At 48.2% G+C, this 21713-nt stretch carries 22 protein-coding genes and 2 tRNA genes; 14 read left to right on the plus strand and 10 right to left on the minus strand.

Translation table 11 applies throughout. The annotated features are described in order from the left end of the window. Positions 1-13: 13 nt before the first annotated feature. Positions 14-86: transfer RNA gene (locus Q0986_RS00050), tRNA-Ala, on the minus strand. Positions 87-368: 282 nt separating this feature from the next. Between Q0986_RS00050 and Q0986_RS00055 the strand changes: the two genes are divergently transcribed. The 5 genes from Q0986_RS00055 to pdxA all read left to right on the plus strand — a co-directional run bounded on the left by Q0986_RS00055 (position 369) and on the right by pdxA (position 4033). After that, complete coding sequence (locus Q0986_RS00055; RefSeq protein ID WP_299402033.1) at positions 369-518, plus strand: hypothetical protein; 150 nt, start codon at positions 369-371, stop codon at positions 516-518. A gap of 119 nt (positions 519-637) precedes the next feature. Continuing rightward, the gene (locus Q0986_RS00060; RefSeq protein ID WP_299402035.1) at positions 638-1084 is read left to right on the plus strand and encodes a hypothetical protein; all 447 of its coding nucleotides are present in this window, start codon (positions 638-640) and stop codon (positions 1082-1084) included. Positions 1085-1147: 63 nt separating this feature from the next. Continuing rightward, a complete protein-coding gene (gene nrdR, locus Q0986_RS00065) occupies positions 1148-1702 on the plus strand; it encodes a transcriptional regulator NrdR (RefSeq protein ID WP_299402037.1) in 555 nt (184 codons plus the stop codon). 233 nt (positions 1703-1935) lie between these two features. Then, complete coding sequence (locus Q0986_RS00070; protein WP_299402039.1) at positions 1936-2910, plus strand: 30S ribosomal protein S1; 975 nt, start codon at positions 1936-1938, stop codon at positions 2908-2910. Positions 2911-2959: 49 nt separating this feature from the next. After that, a complete protein-coding gene (gene pdxA, locus Q0986_RS00075; RefSeq protein ID WP_299402041.1) occupies positions 2960-4033 on the plus strand; it encodes a 4-hydroxythreonine-4-phosphate dehydrogenase PdxA in 1074 nt (357 codons plus the stop codon). Here the strand turns inward: pdxA and hppD are convergent. From hppD to Q0986_RS22795, 3 genes are all read right to left on the minus strand, one after another. Further along, positions 4028-5098: a 4-hydroxyphenylpyruvate dioxygenase gene (hppD, locus tag Q0986_RS00080; RefSeq protein ID WP_299402042.1), complete on the minus strand. Its 1071-nt coding sequence runs from the start codon at positions 5096-5098 to the stop codon at positions 4028-4030. The genes pdxA and hppD overlap by 6 nt on opposite strands. Before the next feature lie 349 nt (positions 5099-5447). Continuing rightward, positions 5448-5930: an ester cyclase gene (locus tag Q0986_RS00085; RefSeq protein WP_299402044.1), complete on the minus strand. Its 483-nt coding sequence runs from the start codon at positions 5928-5930 to the stop codon at positions 5448-5450. 242 nt (positions 5931-6172) lie between these two features. Beyond that, positions 6173-6580, minus strand: a complete 408-nt coding sequence (locus Q0986_RS22795; RefSeq protein ID WP_366918470.1) for an NUDIX hydrolase — start codon at positions 6578-6580, stop codon at positions 6173-6175. Positions 6581-6770: 190 nt separating this feature from the next. On the opposite strand from Q0986_RS22795, the gene Q0986_RS00090 reads away from it, so the two are divergent. After that, on the plus strand, positions 6771-7817 hold the full coding sequence (locus Q0986_RS00090; protein WP_299402047.1) for an alcohol dehydrogenase catalytic domain-containing protein: 1047 nt from the start codon (positions 6771-6773) through the stop codon (positions 7815-7817). 3 nt (positions 7818-7820) lie between these two features. Here Q0986_RS00090 and Q0986_RS00095 read toward each other — a convergent pair whose 3' ends face one another. Then, positions 7821-8792 carry an NDP-sugar synthase gene (locus Q0986_RS00095; protein WP_299402048.1) on the minus strand — a complete coding sequence of 324 codons (972 nt, stop codon included), beginning with the start codon at positions 8790-8792 and terminating at the stop codon, positions 7821-7823. A 167-nt stretch (positions 8793-8959) separates the two neighbouring features. Here Q0986_RS00095 and Q0986_RS00100 point away from each other — a divergent pair, with 167 nt between their 5' ends. Then, positions 8960-10408, plus strand: coding sequence for an LCP family protein (locus tag Q0986_RS00100; protein WP_299402050.1), 1449 nt, complete (start codon positions 8960-8962; stop codon positions 10406-10408). A gap of 55 nt (positions 10409-10463) precedes the next feature. Continuing rightward, a tRNA-Asn gene (locus Q0986_RS00105) sits at positions 10464-10535 on the plus strand. Positions 10536-10579: 44 nt separating this feature from the next. On the opposite strand, the gene Q0986_RS00110 is transcribed toward Q0986_RS00105, so the two are convergent. Further along, positions 10580-11047, minus strand: coding sequence for a hypothetical protein (locus tag Q0986_RS00110; protein WP_299402052.1), 468 nt, complete (start codon positions 11045-11047; stop codon positions 10580-10582). Positions 11048-11239: 192 nt separating this feature from the next. Between Q0986_RS00110 and Q0986_RS00115 the strand changes: the two genes are divergently transcribed. Continuing rightward, positions 11240-12856 (plus strand): serine/threonine-protein kinase, encoded by a 1617-nt coding sequence (locus Q0986_RS00115; RefSeq protein WP_299402054.1) that lies wholly within the window; start codon positions 11240-11242, stop codon positions 12854-12856. 4 nt (positions 12857-12860) lie between these two features. Here Q0986_RS00115 and Q0986_RS00120 read toward each other — a convergent pair whose 3' ends face one another. Beyond that, complete coding sequence (locus Q0986_RS00120) at positions 12861-13826, minus strand: homogentisate phytyltransferase (protein ID WP_299402055.1); 966 nt, start codon at positions 13824-13826, stop codon at positions 12861-12863. Next, on the minus strand, positions 13823-14665 hold the full coding sequence (locus Q0986_RS00125) for a methyltransferase domain-containing protein (protein WP_299402057.1): 843 nt from the start codon (positions 14663-14665) through the stop codon (positions 13823-13825). The genes Q0986_RS00120 and Q0986_RS00125 overlap by 4 nt, the downstream gene beginning before the upstream one ends. A gap of 116 nt (positions 14666-14781) precedes the next feature. On the opposite strand from Q0986_RS00125, the gene petN reads away from it, so the two are divergent. The 3 genes from petN to argS are packed head-to-tail and all read left to right on the plus strand — an operon-like array spanning position 14782 to position 16822. Further along, positions 14782-14871: a cytochrome b6-f complex subunit PetN gene (gene petN, locus Q0986_RS00130; RefSeq protein ID WP_010472049.1), complete on the plus strand. Its 90-nt coding sequence runs from the start codon at positions 14782-14784 to the stop codon at positions 14869-14871. A 39-nt stretch (positions 14872-14910) separates the two neighbouring features. Further along, complete coding sequence (locus Q0986_RS00135) at positions 14911-15063, plus strand: hypothetical protein (RefSeq protein ID WP_299402059.1); 153 nt, start codon at positions 14911-14913, stop codon at positions 15061-15063. A 4-nt stretch (positions 15064-15067) separates the two neighbouring features. After that, positions 15068-16822: an arginine--tRNA ligase gene (gene argS, locus Q0986_RS00140; protein WP_299402061.1), complete on the plus strand. Its 1755-nt coding sequence runs from the start codon at positions 15068-15070 to the stop codon at positions 16820-16822. Positions 16823-16931: 109 nt separating this feature from the next. On the opposite strand, the gene Q0986_RS00145 is transcribed toward argS, so the two are convergent. Then, a complete protein-coding gene (locus Q0986_RS00145; RefSeq protein ID WP_299402063.1) occupies positions 16932-18473 on the minus strand; it encodes an NAD(P)/FAD-dependent oxidoreductase in 1542 nt (513 codons plus the stop codon). Positions 18474-18932: 459 nt separating this feature from the next. Between Q0986_RS00145 and Q0986_RS00150 the strand changes: the two genes are divergently transcribed. Further along, on the plus strand, positions 18933-19841 hold the full coding sequence (locus Q0986_RS00150; RefSeq protein WP_299402065.1) for a M23 family metallopeptidase: 909 nt from the start codon (positions 18933-18935) through the stop codon (positions 19839-19841). Between the two features lie 245 nt (positions 19842-20086). Then, entirely contained in the window at positions 20087-20362 is a 276-nt protein-coding gene (locus Q0986_RS00155; protein ID WP_299402068.1) for an HU family DNA-binding protein, read from the plus strand. Positions 20363-20684: 322 nt separating this feature from the next. Here the strand turns inward: Q0986_RS00155 and Q0986_RS00160 are convergent, their stop codons facing one another. After that, entirely contained in the window at positions 20685-21557 is an 873-nt protein-coding gene (locus Q0986_RS00160) for a phosphatidate cytidylyltransferase (protein WP_299402070.1), read from the minus strand. Between the last annotated feature and the right edge of the window lie 156 nt (positions 21558-21713).

The raw sequence follows: 21713 nt of genomic DNA on the forward strand, positions 1-21713 counted from the left end.
GTGACTTAGATTATGGAGTTAAGCGGATTCGAACCGCTGACCCCCTCAATGCCATTGAGGTGCTCTACCAACTGAGCTATAACCCCGAACGCGAATATCATCATGCCTTGAAAGACCTTCTATCGTCAAGAACTTTCATCAAAACACCGTTACAAAACACGACGAAGGTCGGTGTTTTTCTCACAAAGCGTTACTAAATGCAGTTTTAGTTCACGCTATTTATAAAAAATACATATTTAGAGTTATGAGATTTATTTGATTTGCTAATCAATCAAGTTATGATCGAAAGCATAAAGACTGCAGCCTTTGATCCACATCAGGATGGGAAGCTCCAATTTCTCATTCGATCTCAACTATGGGAGTCAATTATGAAACTCATCAATTTACTTTCTCAAGGCATAAAATATTTATCTGAGGCAGTGGGGCGTATATTTGCGCCTAATGATGATCACTATCCAGCAACAGGGGTAGTTCCCTTCTTCGGTGATCCGTATTACCAATCCATCTGGGTTGACTAAAAGCGACGGAACATAAGGATTGGGACTAGGACATTCACCCGTTGTAGGTCAGCTTTGGCCTAGCGACCAATCCTTACCTAGTAATCAAGTTTTTATCCATGCCTATATAGGCAAACATCATGGCAGAAGGGCTAGTATGGTTGGCCTTATTGGGCGTATTCATTGCGTTAGCGCGATCAGGATGGATTGAATATCGCAAAGTGGAGGCGTATCGTCTATGGGCACAGTCCTATGAACGTGCCAAATACGATATTTATGCTGTCTTAGGACAGAAAGAGCAGACCCTAACCTGGGGAAAACCCACCCTAGCGGGCCCAGCCCATCTTTGTTCGACTTCCTTCGATGACATTAGCCAGGTCTTGGTTCGTGTGGATGGTCAATCTGTGGACTATCGCAATCCTCCCAGTAGAGGGAAGAACATTGTTTTGGAGTTACAGCATAAAGAGGATGGCACATCGGCTCAAATTCCCTTCACTGACGTAACATTGGCAGTACAATGGGCAGAGTATTTGGCCAAAGCACTCCAAAATGTACCCGCTAGCGCTTCTCAGGCCTCTGAAGTCTAGTGATGTCGTTATGTGCTTTTGCGTCTTTAGCATTGTCCCTTTGCAATTATCGCAACCGCTAGTATGCAATGTCCCTTTTGTCAGCATACAGATAGCAGAGTCCTAGAATCTCGCTCAGCAGAGGCAGGGCAAAGCGTTCGGCGGCGACGAGAATGTTTGCAGTGCAATCGTCGATTCACCACCTATGAACGGATCGAATTCGTTCCGATTATGGTGATCAAGCGTAATCAGGATAGAGAGCTGTTTGATCGGTCTAAGCTGCTTAAGGGGGTGGTGACGGCTTGTCAAAAAACAGGGCTGGCAGCCGTTCAACTGGAAACGCTCGTGGATGATGTTGAAGCTGAACTGCAGCAGCAAGCGGTCAAAGAAGTGACCAGTACGGAATTAGGAGAATCTGTTCTGACCAAGCTGAAAACGTTAAGTGAGGTGGCATATGTCCGCTTTGCTTCTGTTTATAGACAGTTTCGTGGAATTCGAGATTTCGTGGATGAACTCGACCAGTTGAAAGAAGCCGGTGACATGGTCTTACCGACTCCTTGCGAGAATGATAGTTTGCAGGATTCCATACACTCGGCTCAAGACACCGCTTATCTGGCTTCTCACAGTCGCCAATGCTAGTCAGGGCCGTTTATAGGGCGATTTGTCTTCTTTATAATTACTAAAGAATTACAGAAATATATCGTTCAGGTTTCAGATATTGCGCTAGGATGATAGATCTAGTGCCAAATCTAGCTAGAATGATATCAAGTTTGCTCTTGGTATCCACCCAGCGCTCCTAAATTCAGGTCTTTACCGACAAAGGAGACGTCATTATTCACTATTAGTAAGAAAAAACCTAGGAAAATTAGAGAATGGTCAATCGGGAAACCACACTGCCAGATATTGGCTTTACTCACGACGATTTCGCCGCCTTACTTGACAAGTATGATTACCATTTCAACCCCGGTGATGTCGTAGCAGGTACGGTCTTTAGCCTGGAACCGAGAGGGGCTCTGATTGACATCGGTGCGAAAACCGCAGCTTATATTCCGATTCAGGAAATGTCCATTAATCGGATTGAGAACCCAGATGAGGTTTTGCAATCCAATGAGACACGTGAGTTTTTCATTCTTGCTGATGAGAATGAAGATGGGCAGCTGACCCTCTCTATCCGCCGCATTGAGTATATGCGGGCTTGGGAGCGAGTTCGGCAACTACAAACAGAAGATGCAACGGTTCGTTCATCGGTATTTGCAACCAACCGTGGTGGTGCTTTAGTCCGAATTGAAGGGCTACGTGGCTTTATTCCTGGATCTCATATCAGTACGCGGGCGGCCAAGGAAGATTTAATTGGTGAAGAGCTACCGCTAAAGTTCTTAGAAGTAGATGAAGAGCGCAACCGCCTCGTGCTCAGCCATCGCCGAGCCTTGGTAGAACGGAAGATGAACCGTCTAGAAGTCGGCGAAGTGGTGATCGGTACGGTTCGCGGTATCAAGCCCTACGGTGCCTTTATCGATATCGGTGGCGTCAGTGGTCTGTTGCACATTTCCGAGATTTCCCACGACCATATCGATACGCCTCACAGCGTCTTTAATGTCAATGATGATCTGAAGGTCATGATCATTGATTTGGATGCTGAGCGCGGTCGGATCTCCCTCTCTACTAAGCAGTTAGAGCCTGAGCCTGGAGATATGGTCAAGAATCCTCAGTTGGTTTATGACAAAGCAGAGGAAATGGCTGAGCGATATCGTCAGCAAATGATGGCCCAACAGGAAGGTGGTCAAGTCGAGGCCGATTCTGCCGATGAAGCTGCCACAGAACCAGAGGAAGTCACGTCTCCCGCATAAGGGCCGTTACTTTACTCGATGCATCAGTTTGGCTGGATGATGAATCGTAATGACTGATTTTCATCCTCTGCCCCAGCTTGCAATTCCGATGGGTGATCCTGCAGGAATCGGCCCTGAGGTTATTCTCAAAGCATTAAGTGCACCGCTTCTCAAGGACGTAGCGCATATTTACGTCATTGGGGAGCGGTCTTTATTTGAAGCTGCTTATGACCATCTCCAACAGCAGGAAGGTTTGGAGGCTGATCAGGCCCTCGCGAATCCGAGGGATCTCGATTTTTTGGAGGTTGGATTGAATCTATCGCCTATTCCGTGGGGACAGCCTTCGGCAGAGACGGGGGCGGCTAGTTTTCAATGTTTGTCTACTGCGATTACCGGTGCCCTTAAAGGGCGATTTGATGGCATCGTCACTGGCCCCATTGCCAAATCGGCCTGGAAAGCAGCTGGACATCACTATCCAGGTCAAACCGAATATTTGGCGGAGCGATCGCAAACTTCAGAATATGGCATGTTTTTTGTGGGGGCCTCTCCCTATACTGGATGGCAACTTCGGTCCTTGCTGGCAACCACCCATATCCCTCTGTCGGAGGTCCCTCACCAGCTTTCTCCTGAGTTGCTGACGATGAAGGTAGAGCTGCTGAAGAAGACGCTGCAGCGTGAGTTTGGCATAGCGAAGCCGAAAGTTGCGATCGCAGGTTTAAATCCCCATAGCGGCGAGCAGGGACAGTTAGGTCGGGAAGAAATCGATTGGCTGATACCTTGGGTGGAAGAGATGAGATCGCAACATCCTGACCTAACCTTGTCGGATCCCGTTCCCCCAGACACCCTTTGGGTAGGCCCAGGGCAAGCTTGGTACGGTCCCCGCGATCAAATGGCACAACCTACCACCTATGACGCCTACTTAGCCCTCTATCATGACCAAGGCTTAATTCCCGTGAAGCTGATGGCTTTTGACCGAGCTGTCAACACCACGATTGGTTTGCCCTTTGTCCGCACATCTCCAGACCATGGCACAGCATTCGATATTGCTGGCAAGGGGATTGCAGATCCCACGAGTATGATTGCTGCGATTCAACTCGCTGCTAGCCTAGTTCGCCAACGCCAGCAAACCAAAGTAAAGCTATAGCAATATCCCCCGTTTCTGTTGTTCCCGCTCCATTGCTTGAAACAGGGCTAGAAAGTTTCGCTGCCCGAACCCTTGGGCCTGTCGCTGGCGCTCAATGATTTCAAAGAAAAAGGTAGGCTGTGGAAAAATAGGCTTCGTGAAGGTTTGCAATAGAATCCCAGCTCCGGCATCCTCCTCAAAATCAGCTAGAATCTGGTGCTGTTCTAGAGCTGACCAGTTGATGTGAGCCTGGGCAACCTGGTGCCGCAATTGCTGATAATAACTGGGTGGAATATCTAGCAGGGATAGTCCTTGGCGTTTGAGTTGAGAGACCGTATCTAGAATGTTTGAGGTCCCCAAGGCAATATGTTGAATACCAGGACCTTGATTGAAATCCAGAAATTCTTGAATTTGGGAATTGTCTGATGTCGGTTCATTGATCGGAAACTTAACCTGGCCCTGAGGATGGGTTAACACTTCACTGCGCAGACCCGAACGATGCGTTTGAATATCAAAGTATCGGTGGGTTTCAAATCCAAATACTTGCTGATACCAATTCACAGCGGCTTGCAGTTGATCTTTACCAACATTCAAAACGCCATGATCAATCTGGTTAAATAAACGCCGACTCGTTTCAACTTTAGATATCGTTTGGGCTGAGAGTGGAATGAGGTCAGATGGCAAAATTGAGGTCTGGCCTTTTCGCTCCACTAACGTATGTTCTAGCGCCCCCCATCCTTTAACTCTGCTCCAAATCAACGTATCGTTGTCTTGCTGCTCTTCAGTCAAGGGATGCAATGGAATAGCTCCCTGGTGAACAGCACGGGTGAAGGTGGCCCTAACATCAGAGACTTGAAACGCCAGATCAACAACGCCAGGAGGATGGTACTGGAGATATTTTGCTACCGGACCCGCCCCATTTAGAGGACTACAAATGATGCAGACAATGGCTCCAGAGAAGACCACTTCAATCTGTTGATTAACAGTTGTGGTGCTATCAAGATATTGAAACCCTAGAACGTTGGTAAACCAACGACGGCATTGCTTCGCATCATGAACGTAGAAACGAATATGATCAAAATCCATAGATCACAAATACCGATCTTGAATTGACGATGAGAACACGATCTGGATGACTATTGGAAGCAACACAGTAAGAATTACAAGACGTGTGACTAATGGTCAGGAGACTTACCCCTTAAACCTTAGCGAATCTCTAGATAATGGGTGGTGGACTTCACAATAAAACAACCTTTAGCAACCGTTGATTGATGTGGTTCAGGTTTGCAAAGGCGTAAAATCCAGATTTATTTGTCTGTTTTTCACGAATTAATGTCACATAACGTTCTGCTTCTCCCACCGTTAGCAATTTTTCGAACTCAACAACGAGACTCGATATGGTTGGTGTTCAAGCGGACTATATTGCTTCTGGAAACTACGTTCCAGCTTTTCTAAACAGTTTGGATGCGGCTCCTCTCAAAATAAAAGGCAATAGCTTTGGCCCTGGCAAGAAGACTATCCCCAACTGTTGCATCAATCCGAGTGCATCACCTTGCCCCCAATGCTCGACAATCTTTCCGTCTTCCACCCGATCAATATGCATAATGGACAAGCTGATTTGCTTACCTGTTGGCGGCAGGCCCTGAAATTCTCCTAGATGTATCGCTGTGAATGTTCCACAAGTCACCACTCTATCGCCCGAAATGACAACTTCGTCAAAAACGTGTTCTCCTTGGCTAAAAGCTAAAAAAAATGACATTCCAAACTGCTTGAAAGCTTGTCCATCTAACGGCTCAGGCATACCTGCGAGATGAGCAACAAAATTTGGAGCTAGAAGTGCTAAAGCTTGTTCTATCTTGCGATCGTCAAAAGCTTTGTAGAACTGGAGAACGAGGGCTTTGTTCTGTTCAACCATCATAGAGAATTAAGTTTTGAACTAAATTTTAACGTGGTAGATGTAATTAACTGGGCTAAATTCTCTAGCTAACGACAGGATATCGACTCATGAATCCGCTTCATAACACGATGGCTCTATATGTAGTGACTCAGTACTTCCCAACTACGCCAACACCCGCAAACGAAGTAGCATAACTCTGGTTATATGACCTTAAAATTGATCGGGTAACGGATTCTTTAAGGAGATTAAAGGTAATGAAGAGATCACGCGATGTATCGTTCTAAATCATCCGATAAATTAATCTTGTAACCCAAAAAGCGTAATAGTGGCACTATGACTTTCAGATTCATGATGATACCAACATTCGTCAAATTTCTGGGATTAATCCATACATAGTTCCTGCACTCATTTTGCTTCAAGATTACTGACTGAAGAGGGTCCTCAAGTTTGCATAGGAAGTAGTAATCGTCACCAATTTTGGCAGCAGTCTTCACCACTCTGATGACGAGTTGTGTTTCCTCAAAAACTTCTCGAATGCAAGCTTGTTTGGGTGTTTCGTTCGCTTTGATTCCACCCCCCGGGAAACACCACTGATCTGCTCTGGTTGTTTTCCTGCTTCTTTGAATCAGAAGAATTTGGGAAGAGTTCTGTATGATTGCCCAAGATGCCATTGACACAGTCTAAACCTTTAGGCATCCGCCTAGCAGGAGATCTATAAGCAGCACCAGCAATACAGCACTTATCAGATGCTCAGTATAAATCGTCGCCAATCCCTTCCTGACCCACTTGCTTGAAATTCAGGAATTACGACTTCAGCGATTCCCGTTAAGATGATGAAGCCGAATAGAGGACTGACGTAACGTGCTAGCAGCGGTATTACATGGCCAAACCGATCTCCGCCTAGAAACAGTTCCTGACCCTACCCCTGAGCCAGGTGAAGTTGTGATTCAAGTGGATGTCGCGACGACCTGTGGCACGGACTTGAAAGTGTGGCGACGTGGGGGTCATGCCAAAATGCTCAAACCGCCCACGCTATTTGGCCATGAAGCAGCCGGTCAGATTGTAGCCATAGGCTCGGGGGTTCAAGGCTGGTCCCTTGGCGATCGCGTCGTTGCCAATAATTCAGCGCCCTGTGGACAATGCTTTTTTTGCCAACGCCAAGAATATTCCCTTTGTACTGATTTAACCTTTAATAACGGCACCTTTGCCCAATATTTACGAATTCCTGCCGCCATTGTTGAGCAGAACTTGCTCCCCATTCCAGAACATTTGTCCATGGCGGCTGCCTCTTTGACCGAGCCCTTAGCGTGTGTTCTTCATGGTATTGCTCGCTCTGGTTTTAAGCCTAAACAAAAGGACGGTCCTGCCCAACGAGTGGTTGTCATTGGGGATGGTGCCATTGGCCTGATGTTTGTGGGTGTTTTAGCCCATCGTGGTGCAGAAGTGATTTTATTCGGCGGATCCGATCAGCGGTTACAACTAGGACAGAAACTAGGCGCTGCCCATATTTTTAATCATCATCACACCGACCTAACAGCCACCACTTTGGAGCTAACTGAAAACTACGGGGCTGATGTGGTAATCGAAGCAACAGGAGTGCCTAGCGTTTGGGAAACGGCCATTGCCTGTGGACGGCCAGGAGCAACCATCAATTTATTTGGCGGCTGTCCCCGAGATACGAGTATTACCGTCAATACGGATTTGCTGCACTACAGCGAACTCACATTGAAAGGAGTCTTCCACAATACCCCCACGTTTGTAAGAGAATCCCTAGCCTTGTTAGCCAGCCAGGAGCTGCCGTTTGAGCAACTCCTGAACGATACTCAACCCCTCAATCATCTGGGGCAGGTCTTTGCAGATATGCGCGATCGCAAAACCATCAAAGCTGTTATCCTACCTCATACCTAATATCTATACAGCAACGGTTCCAGGGGGATAGATGCCCGGCGACAAGGGGCGATCAATTAACCCACTGGCCCCTAAAATGACCCCACTAGAAATCTCTGCTTCGGGACCAAGCTTAGCGTTCTCACCCACAAAGCAAGGTCCAGACATCTTCGCTTGGGGATCAATGGTGGCATTGTTTGCAACCCAGACTTGAGGCTGACGCTCTTCCATGGCTTCAGGTAAAGGGAACGGCATTTTTCCCTGCAATATATCTAAATGAGCCCCGTAGAATTTAGCCGGTGTCCCGAGATCCATCCAATAGCCCTCCCAGACAAAGCCAGCAATTTTTTGTTGACTCGCTAAGAGATTTGGGAAAACCGTTCGTTCAAAACTCAGGGGCTGATCGGCAGGATACTGGGCAAAAATCTCGGGATTGAGCACATACGTCCCTGCGTTGATCGTATCAATGCCTAACGTGGCTGCTTCCTCTGGCGTCGGCTTTTCGCGAAAGGATTGAATGGTGCCGGTGGATGAATGCTCGCTAGCGGTGACATCTGTTAACTCCACTAACCCAAACGCCGTGGGATCGTCTACCCTTGCCAAGGCGATAGTCGCTTGGGCGTTCGTTTGTTTATGAGCTTGCATCAACGCCCGCAGATCGAGGTTAGTGAGGATATCCGCGTTAAACACAACCAACGGTTCTCCCGTATAGTATGGTTCCGCTAGCTTCATGGCTCCTGCCGTATCCAAAGCTTCTTTTTCAATCACGTAGCGAATCTTTACACCAAAGGCTTGCCCATCCCCAAAATAATCTTGAATTTGAGTCGCCTGGTAGCGAATATTCATCAAAATATCGGTTAATCCGACTTCTTTACACCGCTCCACCATCCAACTGAGAAAAGGGCGCTCAAAAAGGGGCAGCATGGGTTTAGGACTCCGTAATGTCAAGGGTGACAGCCTTGTTCCCTTCCCACCAGCAATGATTACAGCTTGCATAGTTAATAACCTTAAGTTCAAAGACGGATCTGGGTAAACTGTCAGTCAATATAACCAATCCCCTTGCCATTCAAACCCAATTGTGTAGAATCGTAGCGTTAAGCGCAAAGGGAACCGTCGAAAGCTAAGAACCGTCGCCTTTTGTTAACCCTTCACACAAAATTACCGTGGCCGATAATACTCTGAATAGTGCCAACGTAAAAAAAGGAGCATTTCCCACGAAACGCCAATCCAAACGTCGAGCTGCAAGTGAATCGCGAGCGTCGCGTCAGCACAAAACGTCGAAAATCGTTCAGCCCCAGCGAACGAACCGGATGGATAAGGTATTCAGATGGTTAACTTGGGGGGTTATTTTCTCGTTTGCCATGACTCTTTCGGCAGGGTTAGGGGCCACACTGGCTTTAGTCGCACCTGTTCGTTTATTAGGAGATAAGGATGGTCCTGTCTCATTGCCAGAACTGTTTCAGGGCGGCTTGCGCTACGGTATCTCTCGCCCCGTCAATATCATTGTGATGGGGGTTGATCTCAATTTAGAAGAGCCTGAAGAAGGGGAAGTCTTTGATCCGTTCAAAAGCCGGAGCGACACGATGTTGCTGGTTCGCCTTAATCCGGGGGAAGATCGTGTCAGTATTCTTTCGATTCCTCGTGATACCCGTGTCGAAATCCCAGATGTTGGCATCACCAAGATCAATTCTGCTAACTGGTGGGGTGGCCCTGATTTAGTCACCGAAGTGGTGAGCAAAACACTCAACGATGTCCAAATTGATCGCTACGTACGCGTCAGTACGGGCGCTTTTCGGGAGTTGGTTGATGTGGTTGGCGGAGTGGAAGTGTATGTCCCGATTGCTATGCAGTATGAGGATCAGACTCAGAAGCTCAAGATTGACCTTCAACCAGGACTACAAGAACTCAATGGCGAAGAAGCTGAAGGATTTGTTCGTTTTCGCAACAATAATCTGGGAGATATTGGTCGTGCCCAGCGCCAACAAATTTTGTTAAAAGCGTTGCAGAAGAAAATGGCCAATCCCACGATGCTGACTCGCCTGCCTCAAATTTTATCGGTTTTACAGAAGCATATTGATTCCAATCTAAGTGTGGGAGAAATGCTGGCCTTGATGCAGTTTGGTTTGCAGGTGGATTCTGATCAACTGCAAATGGTTCTGCTACCCGGCCGTTTTAGTGGTCCAGAGGAGTACGAACTAAGTTTTTGGCTAATGGACTTAGTGGGCATGGATCGAGTGATGCAGACCTATTTTGAGGTTTCTCCACCCGTTGGCTACGAAGTGGCGACTAGAGATCCGTCTGAGTTTAAGGACATCAGAATTGTGGTGCAAAATGCGACGGATGATCCGGAGGGGGATTCTGTGATGATTGAGTATTTGCAAACCCAGGGCTTTTACAATGTTCACTACGCCGATGAAGACTGGCCCCAACCCCTCTCTAAAACGCAAGTTATTCCCCAGTGGGGTGATCTGGAATCTGCGGAATATTTGCAAACATTGCTTGAGGAGAGTCAACTCTTAGCGAATTCGACCGGTGACTTAGGATCCGATTTGACCATTCGGGTCGGCCAGGATTGGCTGCGTAACCAGCCTTCTAACGTTCCTGACTCATAATCTGCAAATGAACCTTGCCAAAGTGATCTATTTATCGCTAGGATTAGATTCGCTATCCTCAGTAGCTCAGTGGTAGAGCGGTCGGCTGTTAACCGATTGGTCGTAGGTTCGAATCCTACCTGGGGAGTTTTTAAATTCAAAACCTGTCGTCACAGCACCGCTCTTGAAGGGTTATGAGACGACTGTTAGGCAACCAACTTTCAGAAAATCTCTAATTCTGGCAGCGAGGCTATGTTGGGCAATTTTATCGGTGGTTGCAAACTGAGTGAGGGTCGATTGATGCCCTGATACGAAGTTCAGTTTAACTTGATAAAACGGAGTCCCTAGCCAGCTTTTTTCTTCAACCTCAATGGCTTCGATTTGGGTGATGGTGTACCGCTGAATCTGACGGCTAAACCAACGGTGTTTTTCTAACGTCACTAGGTCGTCATGTTTATTAAAACTACAAATCTCGACGGGACTGACGGTACTCATCAAGGCTGCGATCGCAATGCAACAGCAGCCAAACAGATCGAAGGGAAATTCGAAAATAATGAAAATCAAAAATCCTAACAAAGCGGTGGCTCCTCCCAGCATCCGAATTCCAAGTAGGCGTTCTTGTAGAACCAGCAAGACAGGGGTATGCTCTATAACTTTCATGTAGGGTAAAAACTCTGAGGGTAGAGAAGGGGCTATTCCTAGTGTTGACACATCACCACTGATTCATTAACTCAGCCAATTGAATTCAAGGCGTATGCGTGTGAAGGGAACAAAAACGGGCAGAATGACTATAGGACAGTTTGCGCCCTCCGCAATGTCACGCCTGATTCACAATCACCTGAGAGATGCTGAATGAGCTATTGCTTAAATCCAGCTTGTACGAATCCTAATAATGCACCACGGCAAACCATCTGTCAGGCTTGTGGGAGTAAATTGGTGTTGCGCGATCGCTATCGGTCCACTCGGATTTTGGGCCGTGGAGGATTTGCAACTACATTCCTGGCTGAAGATGAAGGTCTACCCGGCAAGCCTACCTGTGTGATTAAACAGCTTCGCCCCGTGGTCACTGCCCCTCATATTTTGGAAATGTCACGGGAACTGTTTCAGCGTGAAGCAGAGACCCTCGGTAAAATTGGCAACCATCCTCAACTGCCCCGTCTGCTCGATTATTTTGACCTGGATCAAGAATTTTTCCTCGTTCAAGAATATGTCAAAGGGGCGACGCTTCAGCAAGAAGTACGCCGTTCAGGTCCCTTTGATGAGTCCATGGTGTATAACGTCCTAGAGGAAGTCTTGCCCTTGCTGGAGCATCTGCACGGTCGGGAAGTGATCCATCGCGATATTAAGCCTGCTAACATTATTCGCCGGGAAATTGATGACAAGCTCGTTTTGATTGACTTCGGTGCGGTCAAAGATCAAGTCAACCAAACAGCCATTGCCAATCCTGATGAACACAGCACGCTGACCTCGTTTGCGGTAGGAACGCCAGGTTTTGCGCCGCCAGAGCAAATGGCCATGCGTCCCGTCTATGCGAGTGATATTTATAGTTTGGGTGTCACCTGTATCTACTTACTGACGGGAAAGTCTCCTAAAGATTTGAGTTATAACCCCGTTTCTGGCGACTTAAGCTGGCGGGAGCATGTTAGGGTCAGCCCTGATCTCCAGGACTTATTAGGCAATATGCTAGAGGTCTCATTGCGAGATCGCTATCGCTCTGCTAGAGAAGTGTTGCAAGCACTGACGAAACAAAGTCCTTATTCAGCTGGCAACTCATCGGGTATTCCAGTTTCACAACCGCCGAATCGCTCACCGTCGGGGGCTCGGTCCTATTCGCCTACTCGACCTCGTTCCCATTCTCCCTCGGCACGATCAGCCTCCCGAATCCGCCAGTATAACAATACGAGATCCGGTGCTCAGCCGCCCTTGACAGACTCTTTTTCTAAAGTATCTGGTCATCTCTCAACCCCTCGCTCGACTTATACAGGACTGGATTCTTCCTCTAGCTTGAGTTCTAAGGGACGGGGACAAGCACGCTTAACGCCTAATGCTATTCAGCATGCTTATGGCCGCGGACAGCGCGACTTTAGTGGTCAAGATTTGCGCAATTTGAATCTTCGTAAGTTCCAACTCCCTAGTGCCAACTTCCATGAAGGCAAGTTCCAAAATACCGACTTGCGCGATGCCATTCTCATTAATGCCAATTTTGGCCGGGCGAATTTCTCTGGAGCGAATTTGCGTAATGCTAATTTAATGCAGGCTTATATGAGCCATGCCGATTTAGCCAATGCCGATTTGCGCGGTGCAAACCTCAGCGATGCCTATCTGAGCCATGCCAACTTGCGAGGGGCTAACCTCTGTGGGGCAGATCTGTCGGGAGCTAAACTGACTGAGTCGCAATTATCCTTTGCCCAGACCAACTGGTTAACGGTTTATCCCAACGGTAAACGAGGCAAGAAAGGCCGCTGCTAACGGGCTATCGCCATAGGCAGGCTAAAGGGAAGATTATATATTCTAAGAAGAAGAGCTTCCAGATCCATTGGTAGAACTGGGTCACTTGCTGATGATGCTTGAGATTGACCCGTTGACTTCGATACCAAAACAGAAATAGAAGGCCAAGGTGGGTGAACAGTAACCCGCTTTGATACGTCTCGGGTAATCCCCAGAGGGCCATTCCGATGATGCCGAGGTATGCCAGACTGAGGACCCAACAAGACAATCTGAAGACCCATTGTCCCCCTAAGCGAACGGTTAAGGTGCGGATGTTAAATTTCAGGTCTCCTTCGTAATCAGGGATGTCTTTGCAGATTGAGATCGCAAAGGCAAACAAAATCACAAACCCCGTCAGTACCCACACCTTCAGCGGGATCTCGCCCGTTCCTCCTAGTAAATGGCGAAAGTGGAGAAAGAAACCAATATTGACCACTCCCCCACGCACCCCAAAAATACACAGTGCGGCCCAAAAAGGAAACCGCTTAAGGCGAATGGGGGGAATGGAATATACCGTCCCCATCAGCATACTCAACCCCACCGTCCAGAGTAATCGAACACCTTGGACAGAAGAGAGTGCGAGAGCCAAAAGCCCGGCCCCACCTACAATCCATCTGCCCTGTTGAGGGGAAAACTCACCGGATGCCAAAGGCAATTTCGGTTTATTAATGCGATCAATCTCGATATCCGTCAGTTGATTGAGGCCCACAATATAAATATTGGCTCCCAAACTGGGTATCAGGACAGCGACTATCCATAGCAAGAACTGCTGGTAAAACGCCAGTGCAGGGATGGGAAGCCCCGTGATCAATGCACTCCCTCGATATTGAGTGGAGAGGGCAATCAATGCCAAACCGATCACGCTTAGACTCGTGCCAATAATGGTATGGGGACGGGAGAACTTCCATAGGGCGTGCAGCCACCGTTTAAGGGGGCTGGTGTCGGCAGTCACGTTTTCGTTCCCTTTAAGAGTCCATAGCGAATCAGACCTTGCCGATATCCCCGAGCCATAAAGCTGAGGGCCAACGCGCCTTGTAGTGTTTGCAGTCCTGCTCTCAAAATGCCGAGGATAACCTGTAAGTCAAGGGCCGATGTAATCACCTCATCCCAAAAAGGGGCAACGGCTGTAGACCAATCTGCCGTCTGTAGCCCTGACAAGGGTAGGGTTTGTGCAATCTCTTGATACTCTGGCAAGGACATCACAAAGGGTAAGTAGTAGACCCGATAGATATCATTCAGCAGCCGTTGTTCACTCCAGGTCAATACTGGTGGGGTAGGACGGTGACACCAAGTGGCAACGAGCAGCGTTCCCCCTGGTTTGAGCACCCGACAACATTCTTGCAAGAACTGGGTCTTGTCGGGCATATGTTCGCCACTTTCTAAGGACCAAACCAGATCGAAGGAGGCATCAGGAAAGGACGTATGTTGAGCATCGGCCACTTTGAACGCCGCTTGGGAAGAGAGCCCTGCCTCTGTCGCGCGGGCCTGAGCCCGATCGGCCTGTACGGGGCTCAGGGTAATACCTGTCACTTGAGCATTATATTTTTGGGCGAGATAGAGGGAACTGCCCCCAATGCCACAGCCCACATCCAAAATCTGCTGTGGCTGTTGAACCTGTCCCCAGGCCAGCAATTCTTCGATTAAATCAATTTGGGCTTGGCGTCGGGGTTTGGCCTGCTGTCCGGTCGGGCCGTAGTAGCCGTGGTGCATATGTTCTCCCCAAACCTGCTCCCACAGACCAGAAGAGGTGTCATAGAACTGTTGAATTTGCTGAGAGAGCGTTGCAGGCATGGTTGGTGGCACAGTGGAGAAAAAATTTTCAGCCCGGTGAGAGGGAGATGCTTGCCGTGATCACGGGGTTTCAGGATAGAATAGCTAAACGTCGTAATTGGTTCACAAACAGCATAATGGATATCTTGACCTTGGGTTGGGTTTCAGTTCTTACTCTCTTCACTTACTCCATCGCTATGGTGGTGTGGGGTCGCCACGGCATGTAATCGGCCTCTGTTCATCCATTTATCCTTAACCCAATTATTGTGGACTTCTCAATCACCAATGTCTTGGCGTTAGTCGCGCTTAGTATGTTAGTCATCGTCTCTGGCGGCATTGTTTATCTGACTGCCGCCGAGTGGCGAGATCGCAGACGGCGCGATCGCGATCAGCGTGCAGGTAGAAGAAAACGCAGTTAAGCTCATGAAGTCCATTTTAAAAACCCTAGAGGCTCGATTCGATCGAGCGTTAGATGCTGCGTTCGGGTCTGAGATAACGATTTCGGTTCCGGTTGTGGGGGTTGCCAGTAATCCTAAGTTTGGCGACTATCAATCGAATGTATCCCTCGCCTTAGCGAAGCCCTTAGGTCAGCCACCACGTGCGATCGCAGATCAGATTCTGGCCCACCTAGAGGTGGAGGATCTCTGCGAATTGCCCACCATTGCTGGACCGGGATTTATCAACTTAACCCTCAAGCCCGCTTTCCTGGCAGATCAACTTCAGCAAATGCAGGCGGATCCGCGCTTAGGGATTGCGCCGATTGCTGATCCGCAGCGGGTGATCGTCGATTTCTCCAGCCCTAATATTGCCAAGGAAATGCATGTGGGCCACTTGCGGTCTACGATTATCGGTGACTGTATTGCCCGAATCCTTGAATTCCAGGGGCACGATGTGTTGCGGCTCAACCATGTGGGGGATTGGGGAACGCAGTTTGGCATGCTGATTACTTACCTATCTGAGGTTCATCCCGCAGCGTTAACCACTTCGGATGCTCTAGATTTAGGTGATTTAGTCGCGTTTTATAAAAAAGCCAAGCAGCGCTTTGATGAGGATGAAGACTTTCAGGCGCAGTCCCGAAACGCAGTCGTCAAGCTACAGCAAGGTGATCCAGAGGCGACTCAAGCTTGGCAACTCTTATGCGATCAATCTCGGCGCGAGTTTGAGAAGATTTATCGAGATTTGGATATTGAGCTGACGGAGCGAGGGGAGTCTTTTTATAACCCTTTACTGGCTGATGTCCCCAACGACTTGGATAAAGCAGGTCTATTAGAAACAGATCAAGGGGCAAAATGCGTCTTCTTGGACGGTTTCACGAATAAACAGGGCGATCCTCAACCGTTGATCGTCCAGAAATCCGACGGGGGGTTTAACTACGCCACCACGGATTTAGCCGCTTTACGGCACCGAATTACTACTGAATCTGCTACACGAATTATTTACATCACGGGTGCGGAGCAGATTAACCACTTTGCTCAGGTCTTTCAAGTTGCAACGCGGGCACATTGGATTCCTGATACTGTCCAGGTTGTCCATGTTCCCTTTGGTATGGTCCAGGGCGAAGATGGGAAAAAGCTGAAAACTCGCTCGGGCGAAACGATTCGTTTACGAGGTCTGTTGGATGAGGCCATTAATCGTGCTCAGGTTGATGTTGAATCACGATTGGCGGAGGACGAACGAACTGAAACCCCAGAGTTCATCGCCAATGTTGCCCAGGTCATCGGTTTGGGAGCCGTGAAGTACGCGGATCTGAGTCAAAACCGCACCAGCAATTATGTGTTTAGCTATGACAAAATGCTGGCGTTGCAGGGGAATACGGCTCCCTATATGATCTATGCCTATGTTCGAGTACAGGGAATTAGTCGCAAGGGAAGTATTGATTTTTCCCAGTTAGATGATGTTTCGCTTATCGTTGCCGAGCCTTCCGAGTTGGCTTTAGCGAAGCATCTATTGCAAATGCAGGATATCTTATCTGAGGTCGCTGCTGACCTATTACCCAACCGACTATGTCAGTACCTGTTTGAGCTGAGCCAAAAGTTCAACCAGTTCTATGATCAATGTCCGGTTCTTAATGCCGAAGAACCAGCCCGAACATCGCGCCTGGTGCTGTCTGATCTGACAGCCCGCACGCTGAAGCTGGGGCTGTCCCTACTGGGCATCGAAGTGTTAGAGCGGATGTAAAGTCACGCCCCAGTTCTACAAGATAGACGGGATTGTGGATGCGATCGCGCGGGTCATAACACGAAAATCAAGCCCCTAGCTAAAGCGGGCCTCATTGCTAAACCTGGTTTTAAGTTTCAGCCACTGTTTGCAGCAGTTCCTGGATCTGTTGGGGAGAGACCAGCGTATTGGCACAGAGGATACCGGAGGCCGCCACTGCTGGCACCCCAATCCCAGGTAAGGTGGAATCGCCCACTCGATATAGACCAGAAATGGGGGTGTGACAACTGGGGAAAGTGCCCTTGCCCGCCGCAATCGCTGGACCATAGGAGCCCTGAAACCGCCGCAAAAAGCGACGATGAGTCAGAGGTGTACCAATCAGTTCTAGAGTGATGCGCGATCGCAGATCCGGGATGACGGTCTCTACCGCTCGATACAACGGCTGCACGCGTTCCTGCTTGAGTCCTTCATAGTCCTCACAGTGCTCCCAGTGAGCAAAGGGTTCTAGCGTATAGGCATGGACCACATGGTGACCTTCAGGCGCTAAGCTTTCATCCCAAACGGAGGGGATAGAAATCATACAGGTATTGCCGGGGTGGGTAATCGGTTGCTGATTGCTGTGAATGACCACATGATGCCCAGGCAGGGGCCTTAATCCCTCCGTCCGAATTCCTAAGTGCAGATGCATAAAGCTATCTACAGCAGGCGTCGACAGAGATTTTTGCCGATAGGTGGCAGGTAAATCCTCTGGCTGTAATAACTGGGTGTAGGTATCCCAAAGGGTGGCATTAGAAATGACGACGGGGGCAGTGATTTGATCGCCATTCTTAAGCTGAATGCCCTGAACTTTGCCTGCGTTGACGATAATCCGATCCACGTGAGTCTTTAAACGGAGTTGTCCGCCCCAACGGGTCAATCCTCGCACTAAAGCATTGACAATAGCGGGACTACCGCCCAGCGGATAGTCGATAGTAGAGCGAGATCGTTCGCCAAACATAAACGCCATTTCTGGGGCAACGGTATCTTGTGCAGGTAAGCCCGAGAGTAAAAAGCATTCCAGATCAAACAACCGCCGCACCCACGGATCGCGCACGGTTCGATTCAGGATTGCCCCGGCTGAGCTTTGGATGTTGCGGAGTTGAGGCAAGAGCTGGGCGAGGGCCATGGGCTGATGTCGGAGGAGCCAGGGAATCAACGTCCAGTTGCTGCGTAAGGTCAGCAATGGAATCTGTTGGAGTGGGGCAAAGAGAGCCAGAAATTTTTGCTCTAATTGCTGGAGTTGGTGGGCACCGTCGGGGGTGATTTGGGCAACGGCTTCACGGTATTTTTGGGCATCTCCATAGATCGGAAAGCCCGCCTGTAACTGTCCTGCAGGGTCATCGGCGGGAAAGTGATAGTAGCCTAGGGGATCGTATGCGATCGCATCCACCGTTTCCCCCAAGGCCTGCAAGACTTGGCGAACGGGATTTAAGCTCTGTGGATCGCTAAGGCCACAGTAAAACGAAGGCCCCGTATCAAAATGAAATCCCTGGCGTTGAAAACCGTGGGCAGCACCGCCCGGAACCGAGTGGCTTTCGCAAGTTAGAACTCGCTTGCCATAACGGGCCAGCAAGCTTCCCGCCACCAGTCCGCCAATGCCACTACCAATCACAATGATCTCGAAATCCGCCATAATCACGCTCAAAACAGGTGGGTTAGTCTTTCTAAGCGTACAAAACAAACTTACTTGCTAGGGGGATGTGCCAAGGCGTCCGTCAGGCGTTTGGATCTATCAAGAAGTGAATGGCGACTTGATTTCTGATTTCTATAATATTTAGGATCGGCTCAAAAAATAGGTAGATTACAGTAATTATACGGTCTAATGTTTGGAGTGATTTTAATGAGAACTTAATCTGAAGTGCTTTCTCTGTAAGTATTTCATTGTGCTTCTCTGTAGGTGAAAAGACAATATTTTTGTTTCTAAAAGTTTTCTTGAAAATCCGTGTCAACTCGGATCTCATTTCTTAGGTCGGATGGTTAAGGTAGAGCTATCGGTGCCAGATCTTGTCTATTGAAGCACCACCATAGCAGTTGAGAACCAGCTGCACTGCCTTCCACAGTCGTTCTTATTGATTCCCTCTTTCCCTTAACGATGTATCCAGTGCGTATTGGCAAAGTCCTGACTCAAAAAGGACTTATTAACGACTTTCAACTCCAGCAGGCCCTTCAGGTCCAACAGCAAAATGGCCAGAAACTGGGTGAGATCCTGATTCAGCAAGGGCATGTCACCCGTTTACAGCTTCAGCAAGCTTTATTAGAGCAACGATATCGCAACTGGGTTGCTTGTTCTTTATTAACGCTCAGTACGGTAGGACCCGCTTTTTGGATCACTCCACCCAAATCGGCGAGTCTCCAGAATTCTGAAACCCGTGAGAACACATTGAATTCCTCTCAGTCAGCGGTGGGTGGAACCCATCCCGATCGCCTTCGGTATGCTCAGCCCCCTACGGTTCAAAGGCCAGCCTTTTCTGAACCGTTCAAGCGAGCCACAACCGTTGCGGTTAATCCTCACCCGACAGTTGCCTCTCCACTGCGAGGATTTTGCCATCCGCTGAAGGGCAAAGGGTATCTGTCTCAAGGGATTCGGGGTCGGACCCATCAAAATCGTATGGAATATGCCTATGATTTAGCGAGCCCGATTGGCACACCGGTTTATGCCATGCGGTCAGGCCGGGTGATCAGACTGCAAGATAAATACCCAGATACCGGTGGCTCAAAAGCCAGTGCGTCTAAGTTCAACTATGTGTGGATAGAGCATGACAATGGTTATCGCTCCGTTTACGCCCATTTACAGCAGGGGTTTCGCAGTCAGGTTCAACTCAAGTCTGGAGATTGGGTGAAAGCAGGTCAGCTGATTGGATATAGTGGCAATTCTGGATGGTCTTCGGGTCCCCATTTACATGTGGAAGTGCAGCAAAAGGGGAGCCGAGCCAGATTTTCTCAAACCGTTCCCTTCCAAATGTCAGAAGCTTGCGACGCCTTCGCTCGCCGAGCCAGCTAATGGTTTGCCCCCTCTTTAGTCATATAGGTTCATATATATGAAAAAGCTTGCTTTGCGTGAGTTAGCTATTTTCAATCATGAGAGAAATTAATGCGTTTAATTCTGAGGATCAAAAGAGCCTGAAAAGGTCCTCAATGTTACTTTTTCTCGGCTTTTTTGTTACTTTTGTGCAATTTCTTTGCTATCTATGTTCACTTTTTAAAAACTTGAGATAGAATGCTCAGCAAGGTTTTGAGGATACCTCAATGAATAAAGGTGAATTAGTAGATGCTATTGCTGATAAAACTGGGGTGACTAAAAAGCAAGCAGATGTCACTCTAAGTGCTGCTGTTGATGTCATTATTGATGCAGTCAGTCATGGCGATAAAGTCACGCTAGTAGGCTTTGGCAGTTTTGAGCCGCGCGATCGCAAAGCCAGAAATGGACGTAATCCACAAACAGGCAAAAAACTAAAAATTCCTGCGACTAGAGTACCTGCCTTTAGCGCTGGGAAACTCTTTAAAGAGAAAGTTGCGCCTTAGTTTTTTTTGGATTGATACTTGCCTATATCCCATTTAAAGCAAATTAAATTATCAGTTTGTTGATGGTTTCGCTTGAATGATGCAAGGTAATCAGTCTTGCTTACCCATTGAGTCAGTGATCAATGCCGAACTTGTGCTTGAACATTGTCTCGATCACTCCTGCTTTTTTTCACTCAAACAAGATAAATTTTTCGTAAAGCTGCTTTTGAAGAAGTTAGCTTTCTTGCTGCGATGTGCTCGTCAATCCAGATGAGTGCATATAGTGGTCTCCACATTCTTGGGAATTTCCGTGCAGACGACTTCAGGCTTTTGCCAACAGGTACTAAAGAGTTTTAACAATGGGCAGCAGCAGGGTGACGAAATAATAAACCAACGGCGCCGTAAACACGTAACTATCGGCACGGTCAAGGATGCCGCCATGTCCGGGAATCAGCTGTCCGGAGTCTTTGACGCCTGCATCTCGCTTCATCATTGACTCGGTTAAGTCTCCTAACAAACTGGCAATCCCAATAAGTAAACCTAAGGCGGCACCGAGTAAGGACCAAAAGGGCCAGACAAAGGCGCTGGCTCCTATGACTGCGATACTGACGCTACCTGCTACTCCAAATACCGCTCCTTCTACCGTTTTCTTGGGACTAATATCGGATAGGCGCGTTTTACCAAACAAGCGACCAAAGGTATAGGCTCCAATATCAGCGGCCCAAATACATCCGAAGGCTAACAGGGTGATGCTGAGTCCGGTGGGGAGGAGATTAATGTTGGACCATTGCTCTGGCCAATATCCCCAAAGGGGGAGATTACTGGCTTCACCCGCGCCCAGTGCTCGTAATCTGATCCAATAGCTGGGTAAATATCCGCCGTAAAACAGTCCTAGAATAGAGCTGGAAATATCTGAAATGGTGGCCAGCTTGGGTTGAAAGAGAAGATAAAAACAAATAAAAGTGCCCGCAACGGGTAAAACAGCATCGGCAAGTTCTGCATTAATCGTTGCCGTGATCAACAGTAATTGACTGACAATCATGGTGGTTTTACCCGCAGGCCGATTCCCTTTGGCTCGCACCAGATCGAAATATTCGACTTGGGCAAGGTACACCAAGATGCTAAATCCCAGGGTAAAGTACCATCCACCCAATAAAATCATGCCCAACGCTAAAACGATGGCAATTAGTCCACTGATGATTCGAGCCCAAGGCATATAAGCAGAAAATTATTTCCCTCAGCGTTATTATCCTACGTCGATGGCTTTTCGGATATCCAGGCCAACAGGATAGAGGATGCATTGAGGATAACAAAAAGCCATCGAGTGTGGCGATCTCAAGAGAAAAAAGAGTATTCTGAGGAACGGCTCTCT

The organism is Acaryochloris sp. IP29b_bin.148 (assembly GCF_028285565.1).
GTDB lineage: Bacteria > Cyanobacteriota > Cyanobacteriia > Thermosynechococcales > Thermosynechococcaceae > Acaryochloris.